This window comes from Anaerococcus nagyae, assembly GCF_040364225.1.
Classification (GTDB): domain Bacteria; phylum Bacillota; class Clostridia; order Tissierellales; family Peptoniphilaceae; genus Anaerococcus; species Anaerococcus nagyae.
In genome coordinates this window covers 1,010,002-1,033,055 of record NZ_AP031484.1, presented here as the reverse complement: position 1 = coordinate 1,033,055, position 23,054 = coordinate 1,010,002, and the positions used below count along the sequence as shown (strand labels likewise).

Sequence of the window (23,054 nt, the reverse complement as noted above, 5' to 3'; positions counted from 1 at the left end):
TATTTTACTATAGACTTATTAAAATATCAATAGTTAAAACATAGCGTCTACAAAAGATTTAGAATCGAATTTTTCTAAGTTATCAATTCCTTCTCCTAGGCCTATATATTTTACTGGAACATTTAGTTCATATTGAAGTGGAAATATAATTCCTCCCTTTGCTGTTCCATCCAATTTTGTTAGTATAAGACCAGTAATATCAGTTACATTTTTAAATTCACGCAATTGATTAACTGCATTTTGACCAGTAGTAGCATCAAGAACTAGTAAATTTTCACGTGTTGCTGATCCAGCATGACTATCTATGGTTTTATTAATCTTTTCCAACTCTTTCATTAGATTCTTTTTATTGTGAAGTCTACCTGCTGTATCACAAATTAATACATCAATATCTTTATTTTTAGCAGATTTAATTGCATCAAATATCACTGCTGAAGGATCAGCTCCTTCGCTATGGGCTATCATTTCTACATTTGCTTTATCAGCCCATTCTCCTAATTGCTCAATAGCTGCTGCTCTAAATGTATCAGCTGCAGCAAGCATAACAGATTTTCCTTCTTTTTCGAGATTATAAGCTAATTTACCTATTGTTGTAGTTTTACCAACGCCATTTACACCTATAACTAAAATAATAGCTAATTCATTATTTCTAAAGTTTAAATCGTTATCTAAATTATCACGATCTAGGTGCCTTACCATTATTTCTTCTAGTAATGGATATATTTCATCAGAATCTTTAATATTTCTTTCATTTATTTCATATCTTAATGAATCAACAATAGCTAAAGTTGTCTCCATGCCTATGTCAGCTGAGATTAGAATGTCTTCTAACTCTTCATACATTTCGTCATCAATTTTTACATTAGAAGTAAAAAGATTCTTAATTTGAGAAGAAAATTGATCTCTTGTCTTTAATAAACCATCTCTAAGTTTTCCAAAGAAACCTTTATTCTCTGATTCTTCATAAGATTGATTATAAATTTCTTCTTTTTTATAATTATTACTTTCTTCATAATTAAAATCACTAGAATTAGTGAGGTCTTCAGTGGAGATATGATTTGAATCTAAGTTCTCATTATGTTCAGATTCATCATAACTAAATTCTTCTTCAAGATCAGCATTAGATGATTCAAAAACTAAAGTTTCTCCACCTTCTAATGGTTTAAAATCTTCTTCATACTCATCTTCAACCTGCCACTCTTCCTCAGCTTCATCATCTTGATATGTTTCTTCTAAATATTCTTTCTTATTTTCATCCTCTTTCTTCTTTTTCTTAAAAAAATCAAACATTTAAAACTCCTTAATTAATACTTATTGGATTTATAGCTGGTATAAAGCTCGTGTCCTTATATTTACTTATATACAAATTTTTAAGTTTATTAATTATATATACAACCTGGCTTAAGTCTTTATCTTTAGCTTTAACAATAATATTATACCTATGTTTATTATTAATTCTTGATATTTTGCAAGGATTTGGGCCGATAATCTCAACTTCTAAATATTCTCCTAGATGATTTTTTAAATCAATAGCAAATCTTCTTGAAATATCTATTGTTTGAGTTCTAGATTCATTTATAATTTTAATCGTTAATAAGTTTTTAAATGGAGGATAGGAAAAGGCCTGTCTTTCCATGAGCTCATTTTTATAAAAACTATCGTAATCATTATTCTTAACTGCCTGTATAACAAAATTATCTGGCCTATAACTTTGAATTATTACTTTTCCTTTTTTCTTATCTCTTCCACTTCTACCTGCAACCTGAGTCAATAATTCAAATGTATTCTCTTGAGATCTAAAATCTCCAACATTTAAACTTAAATCTGCTGAGATTATTCCAACCAAAGTAACATTTTTAAAATCAAGTCCTTTAGCTATCATTTGAGTTCCTAATAAGATATCGATCTTTTTTTCTTTCATACCTTTATACATATATTCATAAGCAGCTTTATTATTTGATGTCATGCTATCCATTCTAAGAATATTTGCCTTAGGAAATAAATTTCTCACTTCTTCTTCAAGCTTCTCCGTACCTGCTCCAAATTCTTTTATTTTTTTAGAATGACAATTAGGACAAACTCTAGGTTGTTTTATTGTTCTACCACAATAATGACAAACTAATCTATCTACATTCTTATGATAAGTCATGGCTACATCACAAGCTTCACATTTTATGACATAACCACAGGTCCTACAGAAGGTGTAGGAATCATGACCTATTTTGTTTAAAAATAAAATGATTTGTTCTTTTTTTTTCAAATTATTATCTATTTCTTCATATAATCTACGACTAATAATTGAATAGTTAGAGTTTTTGAGCTCCTCTTTTAGATCTACTATTTCTATATCTGGCATAGAATTATTTATTCTATTTTTTAGATGGATTAGTTGATACTCACCTTCTTCTGCTTTTTTCATAGTATTTATAGAAGGGGTAGCAGAAGCTAATATAAGATTGCATTTATTATAGTCAGCTCTAAATCTTGCAATTTCATCTGTATGATATTTGGGATCTTTTGAAGAAATATAAGAAACATCATGCTCCTCATCAATTATTATTATTCCAAGATTTTTAAAAGGGGCAAATATAGCAGATCTCGCACCTATAACTATTTTAACTTCCCCATTATTTATCATCCTCCATTGATCAAACCTTTCTGAAGCTGTCAATCCAGAATGAATTATAGCAATTCTTTCATTAAATCTACCCTTAAATCTTTCAATGGTTTGCGGTGTAAGTGAAATTTCTGGAACTAAAATAATTGCCTCTTGTCCTCTTTTTATAACTTCTTCCACCATTTGTAGAAATATTTCCGTTTTACCTGATCCGGTTACTCCAAATAATAAGAATTGTCCTTTAGGATTAGCTTTTATAATATTAAAAGCATTGTCTTGATCATTATTTAAGGAAAATTTTTGGTAAGGATTGTATGAGATATCTAATTCTTTGTTTCTTTCTTGCTTAGATACTTTTATAAATCCCTTATTTATAAGTGACTTAAAACTTGATCTAGGTGCATTTGTTTTACTAAGTAATTCACTTACTTTTATTTTTCCATTAGCTTTTAAATAATCTATTATTTCAGCCTGTTTTTTTGCATTTTTAGTTAAGTTAATACTTATATCGTCTACTAATTCCACATATTCGTCATATTTTACAGTTTGAGTATCTTTAGTATCGTAATACACACCTATTTCATTTTTTTTAACAAGATTTAAAACTTTATCTTTTATGTCCCCAAATTTATTTATTATGTCAGACATCTGACGCTTTTTATTTAGATAATTAGAGAGATCTCCATCTATCATTTTTTTATTATAGTAATATATTTTAACATTTTTAATATCTGTTGGAGGCATAACTTGTTTTATCGAAGCTTGTATTGGAGACATATAATTTTTGCTCATAAAAAAAGCTAATTTCATAAGTTCATCTGAAATTAGTCTATTATCATCAATAATATCTAAAATATCTTTTATCTCATAACTTGCATCGATATTTTCTATTATTTCATAAACAAAAGCAACGCTAGTCTTATTTCCTTTGCCAAAAGGAACTAAGACTCTCATTGCTATATCTATTTTCTTATTGAATTTTTCTGGTATATGATAAGTAAAACTACGGTTTAAAAATCTACTTTTACTATCAATTATTACTTTTGCGTAAATAATATCACCTAATTAAGTTTAGTATTTCGTTAGCCAATTCTTTTTTACTCATTATCTCTAGATCTTTTACACCATCTTTTGATATAAAACTTGCTACATTAGTATCTGTATTAAATCCTGCACCTTCTTTTTTTAGATCATTAGCTACAATATAATCAGCATTTTTAACATTTAATTTTTTATTTGCATTTTCTATCAAATCATCTGTTTCAGCAGCAAATCCAATAATAGTCTGATCTTTTTTCTTACTACCAAAATATTTTAGTATGTCTAAATTTTCTATAAATTCAAAATTTATAGATTCTCCAGATTTTTTTATCTTTCTATCACTTACCGTGCTAGGTCTATAATCAACAGGAGCCGCAGCCATAATAAGAGCATTTGCATCATCGAAGTTTTCTTCAATAGCATTTTTCATCTCTTCATTTGTTTTAACTTCTATTTTATTAATACCATTAATTTCAAAAGGATTAACAGGACCTGATACTAAAATAACATCTGCCCCTCTTTTTTTTGCTTCATTAGCAATATTATATCCCATTTTGCCACTAGAGTGGTTTGTTATGTATCTTACATAATCAATTGGTTCAATAGTAGGACCAGCTGATACTATTATTTTTTTACCAACAAGATCTTTATCAGTAAAATAATCCTCCAAATATTTAACTATATTTTTCGGTTCTTCCATACGACCATCACCAACAGTATTACAAGCTAGGACACCAGATTCTGGAGCTATAACTTTTACCCCATATTCTCTTAAAGTCTGAAGATTTCTTTGAGTTGCTGGATTTAAAAGCATCTGTGTGTTCATAGAAGGAGCTATAATAACATCTTTTTGACAGGCTAAATATGAAGCAATTAAAAAGTTATCTGCTATACCATTTGCCATTTTACCAATAGTACTAGCTGATGCAGGTGCAATAAGCATAAGGTCTGCCCACTTTGGTAATTCTATGTGGTGAACTTCTTCATGATGGCCTTCCCACATATCTGAATAAACTAAACCCTTAGCCATTGTTTCAAAAGTTACAGGTCTTACAAACTCTTTAGCAGATTCTGTCATTATGACTTTAATATTTACATTCTTTTTAACTAATCTAGAACAAAGTTCCAGTGTTTTGTAACAAGCAATGCCACCAGAAACACCTAATAAAATATTTTTATTGTCAATCATTTTTTTCTTACTTGACCTTCTACAACTTCATTTAAAGCTTGTGTTACAGGTTTTGCTTCTACTTTTTTTGTAAGAGGAGCTGAGCCACTTACAATTCTTCTAGCCCTTTTTGATACCATCATACATATATCATATCTACTTGGACTAATATCTGATAATTCTTTAAAAGATGGATTATTCATCTAAAATCTCCTTTATATCAAAATCTTCTTCTCTAAAAACTTTATGTTTTTCAGCATTAATTATTTCATTTACAGAGTTAATAGCGGTATTAATATGATCATTTACAACTAAATAATCATAATATTTAATATACTCTAACTCTCTTCTTGCATTTTTCATTCTAAGGTTAATGTCATTTTCTGTTTCTGTCCCACGACCGACAATTCGATTTTTAAGTTCTGATAAGCTAGGGGGCGCTAAAAATATGAAGACGGCATTGTCAGTATTCTTTTTTACATTAACAGCACCTTGAACATCTATTTCAAGAACAACAATTTTACCATCATTAATCTTATTTTCTACAAATTCTTTTGGAGTTCCATAATAATTATTATGTACTTGAGCATATTCTAAAAACTGATCATCATCAATCATTTGTTTAAATTCATCATGAGACTTATAAAAATAGCTTACACCTTCTATTTCTCCATCTCTCTTATCACGAGTTGTTGCAGATACAGAATAAACTAAATTTTTTTGAGTATTCATCAAGTCGTGAAGAACTGTACCCTTACCTACTCCAGATGGTCCAGATATAACTAATAAAAAACCTTTCTTCATCACGCCTCCTTATTATATTTATTTTACTTTTAAGGACCCTTATTACAAGTAGCTTTTATAGTATAGTATTTAAGAGGTGAAAATATGAGTTATGATGGAATAGTAACAAGAAAAGTAGTAAATGAAATTAGAGAAAAACTTTTGGGAGGTAAAATTCAAAAAATTACTCAACCTTCTAAAAATGATATAGTATTAAATGTTTATTCTATGGGCAAAAGTTATAAATTACTTTTAAGTGCCAATAATAATGAAGCGAGAATAAATTTAACTCAAAAAAAATATGAAAATCCAGATATTCCACCAAATTTTACTATGGTTTTAAGAAAACATATTAACCAAGCCAAAATAATTGACATAATTCAGAAAGATTTGGATAGGGTTGTAATTTTTTCTATAAGTTCTATTGATGAAATGGGTTTTGATACAAGCAAAAAACTCATAGTGGAAATCATGGGTAAGTATTCTAATATAATACTAGTTGATGATAATTATAAAGTTATTGACTCTATAAAAAGAGTAAATGAAAATATGTCATCAATCAGACAAATTTTACCAGGTGTAAAATATGAATTTGTTGATGATGATAAATATGATATTACAGATGAATCATTTGATTATGACATAAAAAAGTTAGATCAGAAATTATCTGACAGTACTAGACCTGATAAAATATTTCATAAAACTTACACTGGTTTCTCACCTATTGTTGGAAAAGAACTGATTTATAGAGCTGGAATTGATTCTAGAATAAATTGGGGATTAGTTAGTGAATCAGAAAAAGATAGATTAAATAATCTATTATATGAATTAAGAGATGAGATAATTAATGGTAATCTTAAGAGCTTTACTTATAGTGATGATAAAAAGATAAAAGAATTCCATACAATAAAGCTATCACATTTAGATTTTAAGGAAAAGTCTCACTCAACTATGAGTGAATCTATCGAAGAATTTTATAATATAAATAAATCTCATGACAGACTTAATCAAATAAAAACAAGTCTTATAAAAAAAATAAACTCTCATATAAAGAATACAAATAAGAAACTAAATATTTTAAGTAATAATATTCTCCAAGAATCAAAAATAGAAGGTCTACGAAAAAATGGTGACTTATTGTCTGCGAATGTTCATAAAATTAGTAAGGGAGATAATAAAATAATAGTAGATGATTTTTATGACAATAATAAAAAAATAGAAATAAAATTAGACCCTACTAAAACTCCACGGGAAAATACTGAAAACTATTATACCAAAGCCAAAAAGATTAAAAATTCTGTAGATTATGCAAAAAAAGATATTCCTAGACAAAATGATTATTTAGAATACTTAAATCAACTATGTGATTTTATAAATAGATCTCAAAGTATTGAAGATCTAAATGACATAAGAGATGAAATGATAGAAAATAACTTAATTAAAAAAAGTCACAAACACAAAATTAAAAATAAAAAATCAAAGCCATATCATTATAAAACAAAAAACGGTTCTGATATCTATGTTGGTAAAAATAGTAAGCAAAATGACTATATAACACTTAAATTAGCCAACAAAGATGACTTATGGTTTCATGTAAAGGATGTTCCTGGAAGTCATGTTATACTAAGAAGTGATAATATAAATGATGAAGATATAAATATAGCATCATATTTAGCAGCTGTAAATTCATCAATATCCTCCGATAATAAAGTTAATATTGACTACACAGAAAAAAAGAATGTGAATAAAGCTAAGGGCGCAAAACCAGGCATGGTATATTATGAAAATTTCTCAACTATAACTATTGACACTAATTTAAATGTAAGTGATAAATACAAAGAAATATAAAAACCGGACCTTTATTTCAAGTTCCGGTTTTATTTTCATTAAATTATTTATTAACTGCTTCTTTTAAAGTTTTTCCAGCTTTGAATACTGGTGCTTTGCTTGCAGGTATTTTTATAACTTCATCAGGTTTTCTTGGGTTTCTTCCTTCACGAGCTTTTCTATCTCTTGTTTCGAAAGTACCAAAACCTACTAATTGAACTTTTTCCCCTTCAGTTAAAGTTTCTGTAATTGTCTCTATCATTGCATTTAGTGCTTTTTCAGAATCGCTTTTTTTAAGTCCACTTTTTTCTGAAATACTAACTAATAATTCTGATTTATTCATATTTCCTCCTATAAATCAATAATTAATTCTGTTTAACTCTAATCTTGATTATACAAAATAATTTTAGGTTTTTCAAGCATTTGTTAAATAAAAACCCTGATTTTAGACTTCTTTACCAGCTTATTAAGATATTCTTCATACTTTTCTTTTAAATATATATCCTTAGTTTTTAATAATAGTTCATTTTCATTATCGTTATAGGAATTAACCATTAATATCATATATTTATTATCAAATGAAAATACATTACTAACATTATTTTTCTCTTTTATTTTTGATTCTTTTAATAAATGATCATCTTCATATACAAAATCAGAGTTGATTATATCATAATTTTTAATAGATTTATTTAAAAATCCTTTAAAATCTTCAGAAGAATTAATTTGTTTTCTAATTTTATTAGCTAAATTTTCATCATCAAATACTAACACGTTATATTTATATTGTCTTTGATATTTATCATTACTTTTATAAAATTCAAGTATATCACTATCTTTTATATCATTATTACTCAAAAAGTAGTCATAGTGTTGCTTTCTAATTGAATCATTATACAAAATATCATTAAAATTACTTTCACTTACCTCTAGAGCAGCTACATTTGCTTTTAATGATTCTTTTCCTCCAAGGCTTTTCTCTAAATCATTTCTTATAGAACTTGCTATATTATCATCCACTTTTATTTTATTTTGTTTTAAATCATTTATCATCACTTGATCTTTTATCAAGGAATCTACAAGTTCTTTTTGAAGAATGTCATTATTGCTTTTGCCTCTTTGCACTTCTTTTTCTAAATAATCTTCGCCATACTCCTGAGTATAAAACTTTTGATAAAATTCCAGCTCTTCAGTATAAGTTTCTTTGCTTATGGGATTACCATCGACAATAGCTATATTATTTGTATAATTATCTTTTTTACCGCAAGCATTTAAAGTTAAAACTAAGCTTAAAATTAAGCTAGTTTTAATTATCTTTGCTCTCATTTTCTTTTACTTCATCTTTATCAGATTTTTCTTCATCAATTACTTTTTCTTCAGAATCATCTTTTTTATCAGATTTTTCTTTATCGGTTGCTTTTTCTTTAGAATCTTCTTTTGTTTTATCTGATGTAGGTTCATCACTTTTTTCTTCTTTATCTGCATCTTCAGTTACTATATCAGCATTATCATTTAATTCTGTAATATAATCTTTGTATTTTTTCTCTTGTAAAGTGGATTTTATTTCATCTTTAGAATCTTCAAAAGAATTAATTACCTTATTAACCTTAATAATATGCCATCCAAATTGTGTTTTAACAGGATCGCTAATTTCTCCTTCTTTCATAGAAAATGCTTTATCTTCAAATTCAGCAACCATTTGTCCTTTACCAAATTCACCTAATTTTCCACCTTCAGAAGCGTTAGCTGTGTCTTTAGAGTATTCTTTAGCAAGAGCTGCAAAATCTTCTCCATTATCAAGCTTTGCTTTTACTTCCTTTGCAGTTTTTTCATCTTCTACTAATATATGAGATGCATCTATTTTACTAAAATCATCTTTATTTTCATCATAGTATTTTTTAATTTCATCATCTGTAACTTTATGATTTTCATCAAACCATTCTTTATGTTTTTGGTACATTAAATCTTTTTTTACAGTATCCTTAAACTTATCGACATCCATATTATAGTCATCAAGCATTTTATCAAATTTACTTTCTCCACCCATTCTATTAACCGTTTCCATAAAAGCATCAGAAACTTCTTTATCGCTTACTTTTATGTCATTTTTATCTAAGTCATCTGATATTAATCTATCTTGAACCATCATTTGAACTATAGATGACTTTAATCCTTGTTGGCTAGCGAGCATAGATCCATAAAATGAAATTTCTTTTTTATAATCATCTTTGCTTATTTTATCTCCATTGATTGTAGCTACAGTATCATCTGGAAGTTTTGACTCTTTTTTCTTATCAGAATCTTTGCTTTCTACAGCTTCAGTCTTATTAGTATCATTGTTACCATTCTTAGCTGAGTTGTTATCACAAGCAGCAAAAAGCATAGAACTTGCAAGCATTATTGTTAATAGTTTATTTGTCTTCTTCATTATTATTACTCCTTATATTATAAATTATTTCTAATAAATCGTATGTATCTATTAGTTTAGTAGATGTACTAGGTAATTTAAATGCTGGATTATTTGATAAATCAAGCTTCATTTCTCCTTTGTATGACTCACTAATTTCCTTTAGCTCATCAAGACTAAATAATTCTCTGTCGCTAAACTTAAGATTAACATAATCTTTTTGTTCCCTTATCTCCTTAAAACCTATCATTTCAGCAAGAGTTTTTATAAGGGATACATACATAATATTATCCACCATTACAGGTATATCTCCATAAACATCAATTAAATCTTCAACTAATAAATTATAGTCGTCTTTATTATTTATATTAGATATTCTAGTATACATCTCTATTTTTTGAGATTGATCGTTAATGTAGGTACTAGGTATATAAGCATCTACTTTTATGTCAATATATACATCTGATTTCTTCTTAATATCAACTTTTTTACCTGAAGCTTTTTCTACAGCTTCTTGTAAAAACTTTACATAAAGATCATAACCCACTGCTTCAACATGGCCACTCTGACTCTCTCCCAAGAGATTTCCAGCACCTCGAAGCTCTAAATCTTTCATTGCTATTTTATAGCCGCTACCAAAATCAGAAAAGTCCCTAATTGATTTTAACCTTTTTTCACTAATCTCACTTAATACTTTACCTTTTCTATAAGTAAAGTAAGCATATGAGGATCTATTCCCTCTACCTATTCTACCCTTTAATTGATAAAGTTGTGATAATCCCATCATATCTGAATCATATATTATAATAGTGTTAACATTTGCTATATCCATACCTGTTTCTATTATTGTAGTTGACAATAAGATATCTATTTCACCATTAATGAAGTCTTGCATAATAGTTTCTATATGCTTAGGTGTAAGTTTTCCATGGATAATTTCTACTCTTGCTTCTGGGAGAAGTTCAACTATATGATTATATAATAAATCTATATTATGAACTCTATTGTATACAAAATATACTTGTCCATTCCTACTAAGTTCCCTATCAATAGCTGATTTTATAATATTTTCATCATATTCTATAACATAGGTATTTACAGGTAGTCTCTCACTAGGTGGTTCATCTAGAGTAGAAAGATCCCTTATTCCAGCTAATGACATTTGAAGGGTTCTTGGAATCGGAGTTGCAGATAAAGTTAAAACATCTAGACTTGTTTTTAGTTGTTTTAATTTTTCTTTATGTTTTACTCCAAATCTTTGCTCTTCGTCTATTATGAGTAGTCCCAATTTTTTAAACTCAACATCTTTAGATAGAACTCTATGGGTACCGACTACTATGTCTACTTTACCCGATTTAAGATCTTTTATTATTTCATCCTGTTCTTTTTTCGAATTAAACCTTGATAGAAGTCTTGCCTCTATAGGAAAACCTTTAAATCTTTCTTGCATAGTCTCAAAATGTTGACTTGCGAGAATAGTTGTGGGTACTAAAAATGCTACTTGATAACCATCTACTATAGCTTTAAAAGCTGCTCTTAAAGCTACTTCAGTTTTTCCATAACCTACATCCCCTGTCAGAAGCCTATCCATAGGTTTATCTATTTGCATGTCAGCTTTAATTTCTTCTATACTTCTAAGCTGGCTATAAGTTTCTTCATAAGGAAATGATTCTTCAAATTCTTTTTGCCAAGGTGTATCAGGAGTAAATGCATGACCGACTTCTTTTGATCTTTTTGCATAAAGTTTTACTAAATCATCTGCGATTTCATCTACAGCTTTTTTAGCTCTTTGTTTAGCCTTTGACCAAGTTGGAGATCCAAGAGTTGATAATTTTGGTTTTTCACCTTTATTACCTATATATTTACTAACCAAATTCATTTGATCTATAGGTACATAAACTTTATCATTACCCTTATACTTGATTACAATAAAGTCTTTTTGTATATTGTTTACTTCTATTTTCTCAAGTCCGCTATAAACTCCAATACCATTATTCTCATGAACTACATAATCCCCTATATCTAAATCAGAATAATTAATTATATCTGAAGAGGATAGCTTATTTTTAGACTTTCTTTTTTGGTTTTTCTTACTTGTACCATATATTTCTTTTTGAGTATATACGTATAATTTTTCCGAAGGAATAAAATATCCTTCTTTAGCATAATCTGAGCTTATAGTAATTTTTTCATTACCAGTATCAGAGACATTGGGTATAGCATTTTGACTAAAATTTTCTAAAAGTCTATCTTTGTTTTCTTCATTTCCACTTAAAATATAAATCTTAGATTTATCATCTAACTTATCTAAATTTTTAATAAATTCTATAATATTTTTATTATAGTTTTCAGCTTCTAATGACTTTAGCTCTAATAATAGTTTTGGATTAAATAATTTTGATCTTTTTAATATAGATGTTAAGTTTATAATTGAATAGCTTTCTAATTGTTCGTAAATTATTTCTTTTTTGATAAGTAAATCAGCAAAACTATTAAAAACCTCACCTTTTTCTCTTTGATAAGTCACATCTTCTAAAAATTTTCTATCAATGTCAATTTCATTTTCATAGATTCTTGATATATCATCAAATATAAATAGTGTATCTTCTGTAAGATAATCAATAAAATCTGCATAGTTAGAATCTCTATAAGAATTTATTAAATCCCAATTTGCTACATAAGCCCTTTCTTTAACGAAGCTTAGTATTTGCTTATATTTGTCTACAAGCTTTTGATCATTGCTATTTTCTTTACTTTTAGAAAGCTTATTTATATCTTTATCTATGGATTCTATTGCTTTCCCAATATCAGCTTTATCATATATAAGTTCATTTATTGGCGAAATTACTACTTCAGTTATCTTTTCTATAGTCCTTTGGTTTTTTTCATTAAAAATTCTTATAGAATCAACTTCATCATCAAAAAGTTCTAGCCTTATTGGATGTTCATATTCACTAGGCCAAAAATCTATAATAGATCCACGTTTAGCATACTCACCTTTCTTTTCTACTAAACTATTTGCATCATAATTTAAAGATGTAAGTTTATTTAATAAATCATCAATATTCACTACATCTTCACCAGTGATTTTAACAAAGCTATTGTTAAATTTGTTTAAAGGTGTTAGCTTATTTCTCAAAGCAGATAAAGTTGTAACAGTTATAAATTTTTCCTTATTTCTTTGCTTTATTAAGACTTCCATTCTAAGAGAACTTTTATTTTCATCCAAGGATTTTATATTATAAAAATTAATATCATAGGAAGGATATAGGTAGGCAGTTTCTTCTAAATTATTTATTGAATTTATATAATCGTTTGCCTTTTTTTCATCTTCAGCAATGAGAATTAGGTTTTTGTCTAAGCGATTAAAAAGAGATAAAACCAAATGTGCTTTTATCCCTTCACTAAGTCCATGCAAATATATAGGAGAATTATCTTTGTAATTCGCCTCAATTGTATTTAATTGTTCTAGATTTTCTAAATTTTTAATAAGTGAATTCATTAATTATCATCTTCTAACAAATTTATAGAGTTGTATTTATTCATAGCCTTATCTATATTAGTATCTAGCATCATTTCTATAGCTTCAACAGACATTATTATTTCTTCCCTAACTATGTCCACTTCTTTTTCGTTAAAACCACTTAATACAAAATTTGCTAAATCCATATAATCTGGCTTTTTGCCAACTGCTATCTTTATTCTAGGAAATTTATCATTTTTAATTTGATATATTATTGATTTCATACCATTATGTGTGCCAGCAGAACCTTTTTTCTTAAGTCTTATTCTTCCAAAATCAATATCTATGTCATCAACTATGACTATTAGTTTATCTTCATCAAATTTAAAATAATTTTTAATCTCTCTAACTGCTTCACCAGAATTATTCATGTAAGTTTGTGGTTTTACAAGCATAACTTTTTGGCCAGAGATTTCTCCCTGACCATATAGAGATTTAAATTTAAGTTTTTTCACAGGAATATTATGTTTTTGAGCTAAATAGTCTATAGTCAAAAATCCAACGTTATGTCTAGTATTTTCGTATTGTAAGCCTGGATTACCTAATCCTACTATAACATACATTTATTCAGCATCCTCAAATAAACCACTAATTGATTCATAAGTATTTATTCTATGAATTGCTTCTGCTAGTAATGGACCTACATTTAGTTGTTTAATTTTATCTATTTTTTTATATTCTGGTAATTCTATAGTATTTGTAATAACTACTTCTTTTACGCTTGAATCTTGTAATTTTTCTATTGCCTGTCCTGATAAAACTCCATGAGTTGCTGTTATATAAACGCCTTTCGCTCCATTTTCCATTAAATAATTGGCAGCATTTGTAATTGTTCCAGCTGTATCAACCATATCATCAACGAGTATTGCATATTTTCCTTTAAAATCACCTATAACACTCATTACTTCCGAAACATTTGGCATAGGTCTTCTTTTTTCAATAATAGCTATAGGAAGTTTTAGATAATCCGAAAATTGTCTAGCACGTCTTACTCCACCTAAATCTGGACTAACTACCACAAATTCATCTGGTTTGTCATAAGCAATATCATTGAAATATTCTGCAAGTAGCCTAATAGCTGAAAAATGATCTACTGGTATATCAAAATAACCTTGGATTTGTCCAGCATGTAAATCCATGGTAATTACTCTATCAGCTCCAGCCTGAGTAATAAGATTTGCTACGAGTTTAGCAGTTATTGGTTCACGACCCCTAGTTTTTCTATCCTGTCTTGCATATCCATAATAAGGAATAATTGCATTAACATAACCTGCTGAAGCACGTCTGCAAGCATCTATCATAATTAGTAATTCCATAAGATTATCATTTGTTGGGAATGAAGTTGGTTGTATTATATAAACATCCTTTCCTCTTATGGATTCATTAATCATTATCTTTATTTCGCCATCACTGAATTTTTCTATTTCAGATGCTCCCAATGGAGTATTTAAATTATCAGCTATACATTTAGCAAGTGGTAAATTTGCATTTCCACTTATCAATTTTAGTTCCCCTCTTTGAACAAATGCTTGCGAATTATCAGATGTCATTTTCTCTCCTTTTCTTTTTCTAAATCTCTTTTTTTCTTTCTCTCTACGTAACCTTCTATATTTTTTTGCTCAGCTCTTTCAATAGATAGATACCCTTCTTTAACATCTTGTGTAATAGTAGAACCTGCAGCAATATATCCTTCATTTTCTATATTAACTGGCGCAACTATGTTTGAATTTGATCCTATAAATGCATCATTACCAACATTGCTTCTATGTTTAAATTTGCCATCATAATTAACAAATATAACACCACAGCCAACATTAATATTAGATCCTAAATCAGCATCACCTATATAAGCTAAATGTCCAGCCTTACTGCCATCTCCTACATTTGAATTTTTAACTTCAACAAAATTACCTATATGAACATTTTTACCAAGCTTTGCTTTAGGTCTTAAGTGTGAAAAAGGTCCTATATCTGTACCTTCTCCTACTTCTGATTTTTCTATTACAGAATTATCAATTTTAACATTGTCATGTATTATTGAATCTTCAATCCTAGTTGAACCTTCTAATATACACTCTCTACCTATAACTGTCTTACCTAAAAGTTTTACGGGACCTGATATAATTGTATCTTGTCCTATTTCAACTTCTGGAGCAATATAAGCTAAATCAGGATCATCTATTATTACACCATTAATCATATGATTTTCATTAATACGTTTTTGTAGGATTTTTTTTGCTTCTGCTAACTCTTTTTTAGTGTTAATCCCATAGAACTCATTTGGATCGCTAGCCGTAAAAGCCATAACTTTTTTACCTTGGTTATAAAGTATTTCTATACAATCTGTAAGATAAAGTTCATTTTGAGTATTATCTGTATCTATATCTTCAATAGCTGTTTTTAAATCAGAACCTTTAAATATATAAATTCCAGTGTTGATCTCATCTATTATATGTTGGTTGATTTCTAAATCTTTATGTTCAACAATCCCTATAAAATCACTATTTTCATCCCTAATTATTCTTCCGTAGCCTATAGGATTAACAACTTTAGTGGATAATACAGATGCGCTATTATCATAAGATATATGGTTATCTACAAATTCTTCTAATGAAGCTTTAGTTATTAATGGAATATCCCCATTTAAAACTAGAACTTGGTCATCATCTTCAATATTATCCAAAGCAAGAGATGCTGCATATCCTGTTCCATATGGATATTCATCGCCTATTTTTTGCTCTATGATAGTTACATCATTTAATAAATTTTCTAAATCAACCTTATTCTTACCACCAATTACTATTGTTTCTGAATTATCAAATTTTGATGCATCTACTACGTATCTTATTATTTCTCTATTTAAAAGTTTATGTAAGACCTTGGAAGTGGATGACTTCATCCTAGTACCTTCACCTGCGGCCATTATTATTGTTTTTAGCATAAATTATTCACCTACTACTTCGAGAGCTAATTTCATCATATTCGTATATGATTTTTCCCTATTTTCTGCACTATCTGAAACATCTTCTATCAAAGAATCACTTATAGTAAATATACCAAGTCCTTTTTTACTATATTTTCTAGCAGTCATAAACAAGCCATAGCTCTCCATTTCTACACATAATACTCCATATTTACGAAGATTTTCAAAAACTTCTTTTGGCAAATTATTATAGAATTGATCAGAACTATGAACTTGACCACAATGAGTTGTATATCCTAATTCCATAGATTTATTGTAAGTTTTAAATAATAAATCAAAATCTGGAGTAGGAGAAAAATTTATATTTGCGAATAAGTTATCATTAATTGAACTTTCAGAGCAAGCGCTAGTTGCTATAACTATATCATGAAGTTTTATATTTTCTTGCATAGATCCTGCAGTTCCTATTCTTATAATGGTATCGACATCATAGCCACCAAATAATTCATTATAATAAATCATTGATGAAGGAATACCCATTCCTGATCCCATAACTGACACTCTTTTTCCATTATAATATCCGGTAAATCCAAGCATACCACGTGTCTCATTAAATTGAGTCACGTCTTCTAAGAAATTTTCTGCTATGAATTTCGCACGGAGTGGATCACCAGGCATCAAAACAGTTTTTGCTATTTCATCAGCACTAGTAGCTGATATATGTGGTGTAGGTATATTCATTAATATCTCCTTATTAAATTTTTCATAATATTATAATAACATTTTTGCTATTTTTTTTAAACTAAAAAAGATAGATGTGTATAAACCTATCTTTTTTCAAGCTCTGTTATTTTATCTATCCTTCTTTGATGTCGTCCAGCTTCAAATTCTGTACTAGCGAATTCACTTACTATCATCTTTGCAGTTTCGTTTCCAATAACTCTAGCTCCTATACATAAACAATTAGCGTTATTATGAGCTCGACTCATTTTTGCGGAATAGCATTCTGATACAGCAGCTGCTCTTATACCATCTATTTTATTAGCAGACATACTCATACCAAGTCCTGTCCCACAAATTAAAATAGCAAAATCAGCTTTCCCATTTAATACTTTTTCACAAGCTAAAGATGCATAATCTGAATAATCTACACTTTCACGACTATCTGTACCTACATGTATAACTTCATGGCCTAGATTTTCTAAAACTTCTTTTACTGGTTGATATAAATCTATTCCACCATGATCATTTCCTATAACATACTTCATAATTTCCTCCAAAAATTTCCTTATAATAAAATGGTATCATAGGAAATAAATCTTTACAAGTTCGTAAAAAAGCATATGATATATTGTAATATATTAATGTTATACTTAGACTAGGAGAAAAAATGTTTGAATTTAATTTAGATGAACATAATATTTCTTATGTTCATTTTATTGGAATAGGCGGTATTTCTATGAGTGGTATCGCTTCTTTGTTGTTAAATAAAGGTTATAGAGTATCAGGATCTGATAGGTCACTTTCTGATATTATAAAAAACTTAAAAGAAAACGGGGCTGAAATTTTTATAGGCCAATCTAGGGACAATATAAAAAATCCAGACCTCGTTGTTTATACAGATGCAATTTTAGATGATAATGAAGAACTAATTGCAGCTCGCAAACTTGATATACCTGTAGTAACTAGAGGAGTTTTTCTAGGAGCTCTTATGAGAAACTATGAGAATTCTATTGCTGTTTCAGGTTCTCACGGAAAATCAACAGCTACTAGTATGATCTCAAAAATACTACTCAATTCAAAAGAAGAAGCTACTATACTATTAGGTGGTGAATTAGATGAAATGGATGGGAATGTCCATGTAGGAGATCAAAAATATTTAGTTACTGAAGCTTGTGAATACAAGGGAAATATAAGGTATTACTTCCCTCAGACATTGATAGTATTAAATATTGATGAAGATCATCTAGATTATTATAAAGATTTGAATGATATAGTTGAAACCTTTAAAACTTACCTTAGAAATCAAGATGAAAATTCTAAAACTATACTTAATCTGAATGAAGAAAACAATAAATTGATTTTAGATTCTGTTCAAGGAGAGCTCATTACTTATGCTCAAGAAAATTATGAAGCTGATTATGTGGCACATAATATAAATTTTGATGAAATCGGACATCCTAACTTTGATTTGAAAATGAAAAATGGAATGATAGAGCATTTCGAACTTGGAGTTATAGGTAGACACAATATAAATAACGCCATGGCTGCAATAATTGCAACATATGAAAATGGTATTGATCTTGAAACAATAAAAGAAAATCTTAGATCATATACTGGCCTTAAACGTAGAATGGAAATTATAGGACATGTAAATGATGCAACTATAATGACTGACTACGGTCACCATCCTTCTGAAATAGATGTTACTCTTAAGGCACTAAAAGAACACACAGAAGGAAGACTTGTATGTATCTGGCAACCACACACTTATAGCAGAACAAAAATATTATTCGATGAATTTTTAAATTGTTTTGATGCAGCTGATGAGGTTATAATAACAGATATATATGCTGCCAGGGAAAAACTAGATCCTACCATTCACTCTAAAGATGTAGTAGATGCTTTAGTAAAAAAGGGAATCAAAGCAAAATATCTTGGAACTTTTGAACAAGCAAGGGACTACGTCTACGAAATAGCAGAACCAGGAGATTTAATTATCACTACTGGTTGTGGTAATCCTGATGTCTTAGCTCATATGATAGTAGATGATCAAGTAAAAGTAAGTGCGTAAATTAAAACTGACCTCTGTAAGGGGTCAGTCTTTATGTACATTAAAAATCATTTGACAAGTCAAGTGATATAGCCATAGCCTCATTTATTTTTAGCATGACTCTATTATCAAAGTTTCCTATTCTCTCACGAAGTCTTCTCTTATCTATAGTCCTTAATTGCTCTAAAAGAGCTACGGAATTTTTTGGCAAACCAAACTCACTACCCTTTATTTTTACATGAGTGGGTAGTTTTGCTTTATTTAGTTGACTTGTTATGGGGGCTACTATTATTGTAGGTGAATACTTATTACCCACATCATTCTGAACGACTATTACAGGTCTTACCCCCCCCTGCTCACTACCAACAACGGGAGATAAATCTGCATAGAACAAATCTCCTCTTTTAATCTTCATAGATTTCTCCTAAATAATTATCTATATCAATTATTTTACCATTTTTCTTATAAATTCTAGGCACTCTCATAGCAATAGAAGTCATTAATTCATAAGGAATTGTATTAATTTTATTAGATTCTTTATATATATTAGGATAAATTATAACTTCATCGTCCATATAAACTTCCATACCACTAACATCTACCATCAATTGATCCATGCAAACCAAGCCTAAAACTTTACAGAGCTTATTATTAATTAAGACCTCACCCTTATTAGAAAAAGCTCTCATATAACCATCAGCATATCCTAAAGGTATAGTTGCAATCTTCATAGGTTCTTTGCTTATAAAAGTTCTTCCATAACTAATAGGGGTGTTTGCTGGTATATCTTTTACATAAGATACATGACTTATATATTTAAAACATTGTTCTAAATCAATAAGTTTTTCATTTTTTACTTCAATTGAAGGGTAGATACCATATAAAGAAATACCTATTCTCATCATATCCTTAGTAATATTATGTTTTATAGCTCCTGCACTATTAGCTAGATGAATAAATTTAAATTTATAATAATCTTTTATTTGATTTAATATGTTATAAAACCTTTCTTTTTGAATCATTGTAAAAGAAGTATCTTTTTCATCTGCGGTTGAAAAATGAGAAAAAGCTGAAATCACATCTAGATTATCTAAATTTTTTAATTTTTTTATATCATCTAATTCGCTTTCTCTAAACCCAATTCTTCCGTGACCAGTATCAAGTGCAATGTGTACTTTCAGCTTACCACTAATACTATCATTAATTTTTTTTGCATATTCTAGATCATAAATAGGTAAATCTATATCATATTTAACACATTTATCAATTTCTTCAAAATTAACATAAGCAAGAACCATAACCGGCTTTGTAATTCCTGATTTTCTTAAAGATATAGCTTCTTCTAGCCTAGCAACTGCAAAATAGTCTACAAATTCTTCAATTTCTCGGGCAATCCTTACTGCTCCAAGACCATATCCATTAGCCTTAATTACAGCACAAAACATGGATTCCTCATCTATACTTTGTATATTATTAATATTTTTTATTATCTTATCAATGTCAACTTCTACATATGTTTCAATCATAAGTTCCTCAATCGTTTTATAGCATAAGGTAAGCAGTCAATTATATCTGTAGAAATCAGAGAATCTTCACCAAATTTTTCCTTAGCTATATCTCCCGCTAAAGAATGCAAATAAACCCCTAACTTTGCAGCATCATAAATATCTATCCTATTAATTAAGGCAGCAATTATGCCTGTTAGCACATCACCTGAACCTGCAGTAGCCATACCAGGATTACCAATTTTATTTATGTAAGTATTTTCTCCATCAGTAACTATTGTTTCATCTGACTTCAAGACTAAAATTAAACTGTTATCTCTAGCAAATTTTTCCGCTAATTTTATTTTATCTTTTTTTATTTCTTCTATTGATAAACCAGTTAACCTAGAGAATTCTCCAATATGTGGCGTTAATATAATATTATTATCTGTGTTAAGTATACTTAAATCCTTACTTACAGCATTCAATCCATCAGCATCAATCAAAACTGGCATATTTATATTTTTAATAATTTCATTTATTAATTCATTAAGATTATTACCCTTACCCATACCTGGACCAATTATTAGCACATCTAAGTTTTTAACTTCATCTAAAATCTGATTACTAATTTCATTGTTGTAATAAAAATTTTTACAATTAATTTCTTTTATTATTTGCTCATTGGCCTTTATTTGTAAAATCTTTGAAATTGATTGTGGAGCTATTATATAAGATAATCCAGCTCCTGCACGCATACTTGCCATTGAGGACATAAAAACGGAACCAGCCATACCCGAACTTCCACCAAGAATTCCAATTTTCCCATAATCACCCTTATGAGAAACTTTCTCTCGTTGTGGAAAAATCTTTTGCATCTTTTCATCAATTTTTTTATTTATATCATCATTTTTTTTATAGCAAATAGCAATAGCATAGTCTTCATCATGGCTAATAGATAAATCAGAATTGATAATACTTTGGTTTATACTAAGTACAGGAATAGAGTTTATATGTAATATTTCAATTTTTTTTCTTAAAATATAAGCTAAATTTAAATTAAAAGCCTTAACTGTAGCTTCCTTTGCTGCAAATATTCCAGCTAATGTTTTATTAATATCAGTTTTTGAGTATGCGTATAATAATTCATTCTCTGTAAAAATTCTTTTTATAAAATATTCACTCTTGGACTTATCTATAAATTTACTTATACTAACTATATCTATACCTATCATAATAATTCTTTGCTTAACTTATTTGCCATATATTTAATTTCATCAATATCTAAGTAATTATAAGTACCATTTTCATAGACTATATCTCCATCAATAATTACATATGATATATCAGAATCATATGTTGAATAGCATAGAGATGCTATTAAATCATTGCAAGGCAAGTGATTAATATTATCTATATCTATCATTATAATATCAGCTTTTTTTCCAACTTCTATAGTGCCTACTTTATCATCTATACCCAAAGCTTTTGCTCCATTGACAGTGGCCATTTTTAATACATCATAGGATTTTAAGTTATTTGCAGCTTTTAGTTTAGAAATTAATGATGCTATTTCAATTTCTTTAAGCATAGATTGCTTATTATTACTTGATGCAGAGTCTGTTCCAAGACAAACATTTATTCCATAATCTAATAATCTACTTACATCACATATACCTGAAGATAGTTTTAAATTACTAGAAGGGTTATGAATGATAGATATATTTTTTTCTTTTAATATATCTAAATCATTATCTGATAGATGCACACCATGGGCTGCTATAACTCTATTATCAAATATGCCACATTCATCAAAAACTTCACTAGGACTTTGTCCATACTTTTCGTAGCAATGTTTATTCTCATACTCTGTTTCAGATAAATGAATATGTATAGGGATTGCATATTCTTTTGATTTATCTGATATTTTTTTTAAGTATTCTTTATCAGTAGTATAAATTGCATGAGGACCTAATGCAATTTCTAACTTATTATTTAAACCATTATACTTATCGAATAATTCTATATTTTCTTTTAATCTATAATAATTAGCATCAGGTGATGAGAGTCCACGAGCAAGCTGAGCACGAAGCTTAGCTTTTTCTAAAGCTTTTATGGTAGCTTGCTCATAGAAATACATATCTGCAAAAGAAGTAGTACCAGTTGCAATCATCTCAGCAAATGATAAAAGAGATGCGTTATAAACTATTTCCTCTGTTAACTTTTCTTCAGCTGGAAATATGTAATCATTTAGCCAAGTCATCAAATCATTATCATTCCCATAGTTCCTAAAATAACTCATTCCTACATGAGTATGTGCATTTATAAAGCCAGGCATAGTAAGATAATTTTCACCTTCAATTATTCTATCAGCATTAAAATCATCTAGCTTTCCTATATGTATAATTTTATCATCTTTTATGTAAATACTATTTTTTATAACTTTATCATCTACCATAGATAAAATAGATGTATCTTTAATTTCTATATTCATGGCAAAAAAGGAGT

The 23,054-nt window shown here is 28.5% G+C and carries 20 protein-coding genes; 2 read left to right on the top strand and 18 right to left on the bottom strand.

Features of this window, described 5'->3' with window-relative positions; genetic code table 11:
* Positions 1–33: 33 nt before the first annotated feature.
* From ftsY to gmk, 5 genes are read right to left on the bottom strand one after another with little or no spacing between them, the layout of a single operon-like run.
* Positions 34–1,290 (bottom strand): signal recognition particle-docking protein FtsY, encoded by a 1,257-nt coding sequence (gene ftsY, locus ABXG81_RS05010; RefSeq protein ID WP_209813995.1) that lies wholly within the window; start codon positions 1,288–1,290, stop codon positions 34–36.
* Between the two features lie 10 nt (positions 1,291–1,300).
* The gene (gene priA / locus ABXG81_RS05005) at positions 1,301–3,655 is read right to left on the bottom strand and encodes a primosomal protein N' (protein ID WP_353529243.1); all 2,355 of its coding nucleotides are present in this window, start codon (positions 3,653–3,655) and stop codon (positions 1,301–1,303) included.
* 19 nt (positions 3,656–3,674) lie between these two features.
* The gene (coaBC, locus tag ABXG81_RS05000; protein WP_117521668.1) at positions 3,675–4,847 is read right to left on the bottom strand and encodes a bifunctional phosphopantothenoylcysteine decarboxylase/phosphopantothenate--cysteine ligase CoaBC; all 1,173 of its coding nucleotides are present in this window, start codon (positions 4,845–4,847) and stop codon (positions 3,675–3,677) included.
* Positions 4,844–5,029, bottom strand: a complete 186-nt coding sequence (gene rpoZ, locus ABXG81_RS04995; protein WP_316122112.1) for a DNA-directed RNA polymerase subunit omega — start codon at positions 5,027–5,029, stop codon at positions 4,844–4,846. Before rpoZ ends, coaBC begins: the two co-directional genes overlap by 4 nt.
* Complete coding sequence (gene gmk, locus ABXG81_RS04990; RefSeq protein WP_353528425.1) at positions 5,022–5,630, bottom strand: guanylate kinase; 609 nt, start codon at positions 5,628–5,630, stop codon at positions 5,022–5,024. Before gmk ends, rpoZ begins: the two co-directional genes overlap by 8 nt.
* A gap of 84 nt (positions 5,631–5,714) precedes the next feature.
* On the opposite strand from gmk, the gene ABXG81_RS04985 reads away from it, so the two are divergent.
* Positions 5,715–7,457, top strand: a complete 1,743-nt coding sequence (locus ABXG81_RS04985; protein WP_353528423.1) for an NFACT RNA binding domain-containing protein — start codon at positions 5,715–5,717, stop codon at positions 7,455–7,457.
* Between the two features lie 43 nt (positions 7,458–7,500).
* On the opposite strand, the gene ABXG81_RS04980 is transcribed toward ABXG81_RS04985, so the two are convergent.
* The 9 genes from ABXG81_RS04980 to rpiB all read right to left on the bottom strand — a co-directional run bounded on the left by ABXG81_RS04980 (position 7,501) and on the right by rpiB (position 17,557).
* Positions 7,501–7,779 carry an HU family DNA-binding protein gene (locus tag ABXG81_RS04980; protein ID WP_117521672.1) on the bottom strand — a complete coding sequence of 93 codons (279 nt, stop codon included), beginning with the start codon at positions 7,777–7,779 and terminating at the stop codon, positions 7,501–7,503.
* Between the two features lie 83 nt (positions 7,780–7,862).
* Positions 7,863–8,762 carry a SurA N-terminal domain-containing protein gene (locus ABXG81_RS04975; protein ID WP_117521673.1) on the bottom strand — a complete coding sequence of 300 codons (900 nt, stop codon included), beginning with the start codon at positions 8,760–8,762 and terminating at the stop codon, positions 7,863–7,865.
* The gene (locus tag ABXG81_RS04970; protein ID WP_117521674.1) at positions 8,743–9,864 is read right to left on the bottom strand and encodes a peptidylprolyl isomerase; all 1,122 of its coding nucleotides are present in this window, start codon (positions 9,862–9,864) and stop codon (positions 8,743–8,745) included. Before ABXG81_RS04970 ends, ABXG81_RS04975 begins: the two co-directional genes overlap by 20 nt.
* Positions 9,848–13,345: a transcription-repair coupling factor gene (gene mfd / locus ABXG81_RS04965; protein WP_353528421.1), complete on the bottom strand. Its 3,498-nt coding sequence runs from the start codon at positions 13,343–13,345 to the stop codon at positions 9,848–9,850. Before mfd ends, ABXG81_RS04970 begins: the two co-directional genes overlap by 17 nt.
* Positions 13,345–13,929 carry an aminoacyl-tRNA hydrolase gene (gene pth / locus ABXG81_RS04960; protein WP_316115995.1) on the bottom strand — a complete coding sequence of 195 codons (585 nt, stop codon included), beginning with the start codon at positions 13,927–13,929 and terminating at the stop codon, positions 13,345–13,347. The genes mfd and pth overlap by 1 nt, the downstream gene beginning before the upstream one ends.
* On the bottom strand, positions 13,930–14,916 hold the full coding sequence (locus ABXG81_RS04955) for a ribose-phosphate pyrophosphokinase (RefSeq protein WP_117521677.1): 987 nt from the start codon (positions 14,914–14,916) through the stop codon (positions 13,930–13,932). It abuts the gene before it with no gap.
* Positions 14,913–16,307, bottom strand: a complete 1,395-nt coding sequence (gene glmU / locus ABXG81_RS04950) for a bifunctional UDP-N-acetylglucosamine diphosphorylase/glucosamine-1-phosphate N-acetyltransferase GlmU (protein WP_117521678.1) — start codon at positions 16,305–16,307, stop codon at positions 14,913–14,915. Before glmU ends, ABXG81_RS04955 begins: the two co-directional genes overlap by 4 nt.
* Positions 16,308–16,310: 3 nt before the next feature.
* Positions 16,311–17,030 (bottom strand): purine-nucleoside phosphorylase, encoded by a 720-nt coding sequence (deoD, locus tag ABXG81_RS04945; RefSeq protein WP_117521679.1) that lies wholly within the window; start codon positions 17,028–17,030, stop codon positions 16,311–16,313.
* An 86-nt stretch (positions 17,031–17,116) separates the two neighbouring features.
* Positions 17,117–17,557 (bottom strand): ribose 5-phosphate isomerase B, encoded by a 441-nt coding sequence (gene rpiB / locus ABXG81_RS04940; RefSeq protein WP_117521680.1) that lies wholly within the window; start codon positions 17,555–17,557, stop codon positions 17,117–17,119.
* Positions 17,558–17,679: 122 nt separating this feature from the next.
* Between rpiB and murC the strand changes: the two genes are divergently transcribed.
* Positions 17,680–19,083: a UDP-N-acetylmuramate--L-alanine ligase gene (murC, locus tag ABXG81_RS04935; RefSeq protein ID WP_117521681.1), complete on the top strand. Its 1,404-nt coding sequence runs from the start codon at positions 17,680–17,682 to the stop codon at positions 19,081–19,083.
* A gap of 40 nt (positions 19,084–19,123) precedes the next feature.
* Here murC and ABXG81_RS04930 read toward each other — a convergent pair whose 3' ends face one another.
* The 4 genes from ABXG81_RS04930 to ABXG81_RS04915 are packed head-to-tail and all read right to left on the bottom strand — an operon-like array spanning position 19,124 to position 23,040.
* Positions 19,124–19,477 (bottom strand): type II toxin-antitoxin system PemK/MazF family toxin, encoded by a 354-nt coding sequence (locus ABXG81_RS04930; protein ID WP_117521682.1) that lies wholly within the window; start codon positions 19,475–19,477, stop codon positions 19,124–19,126.
* Positions 19,467–20,588 (bottom strand): alanine racemase, encoded by a 1,122-nt coding sequence (gene alr / locus ABXG81_RS04925; protein ID WP_209814006.1) that lies wholly within the window; start codon positions 20,586–20,588, stop codon positions 19,467–19,469. Before alr ends, ABXG81_RS04930 begins: the two co-directional genes overlap by 11 nt.
* Positions 20,585–21,781 (bottom strand): NAD(P)H-hydrate dehydratase, encoded by a 1,197-nt coding sequence (locus ABXG81_RS04920; RefSeq protein ID WP_117521684.1) that lies wholly within the window; start codon positions 21,779–21,781, stop codon positions 20,585–20,587. The genes alr and ABXG81_RS04920 overlap by 4 nt, the downstream gene beginning before the upstream one ends.
* Positions 21,778–23,040: an amidohydrolase gene (locus tag ABXG81_RS04915; RefSeq protein WP_117521685.1), complete on the bottom strand. Its 1,263-nt coding sequence runs from the start codon at positions 23,038–23,040 to the stop codon at positions 21,778–21,780. Before ABXG81_RS04915 ends, ABXG81_RS04920 begins: the two co-directional genes overlap by 4 nt.
* Positions 23,041–23,054: the final 14 nt, after the last annotated feature.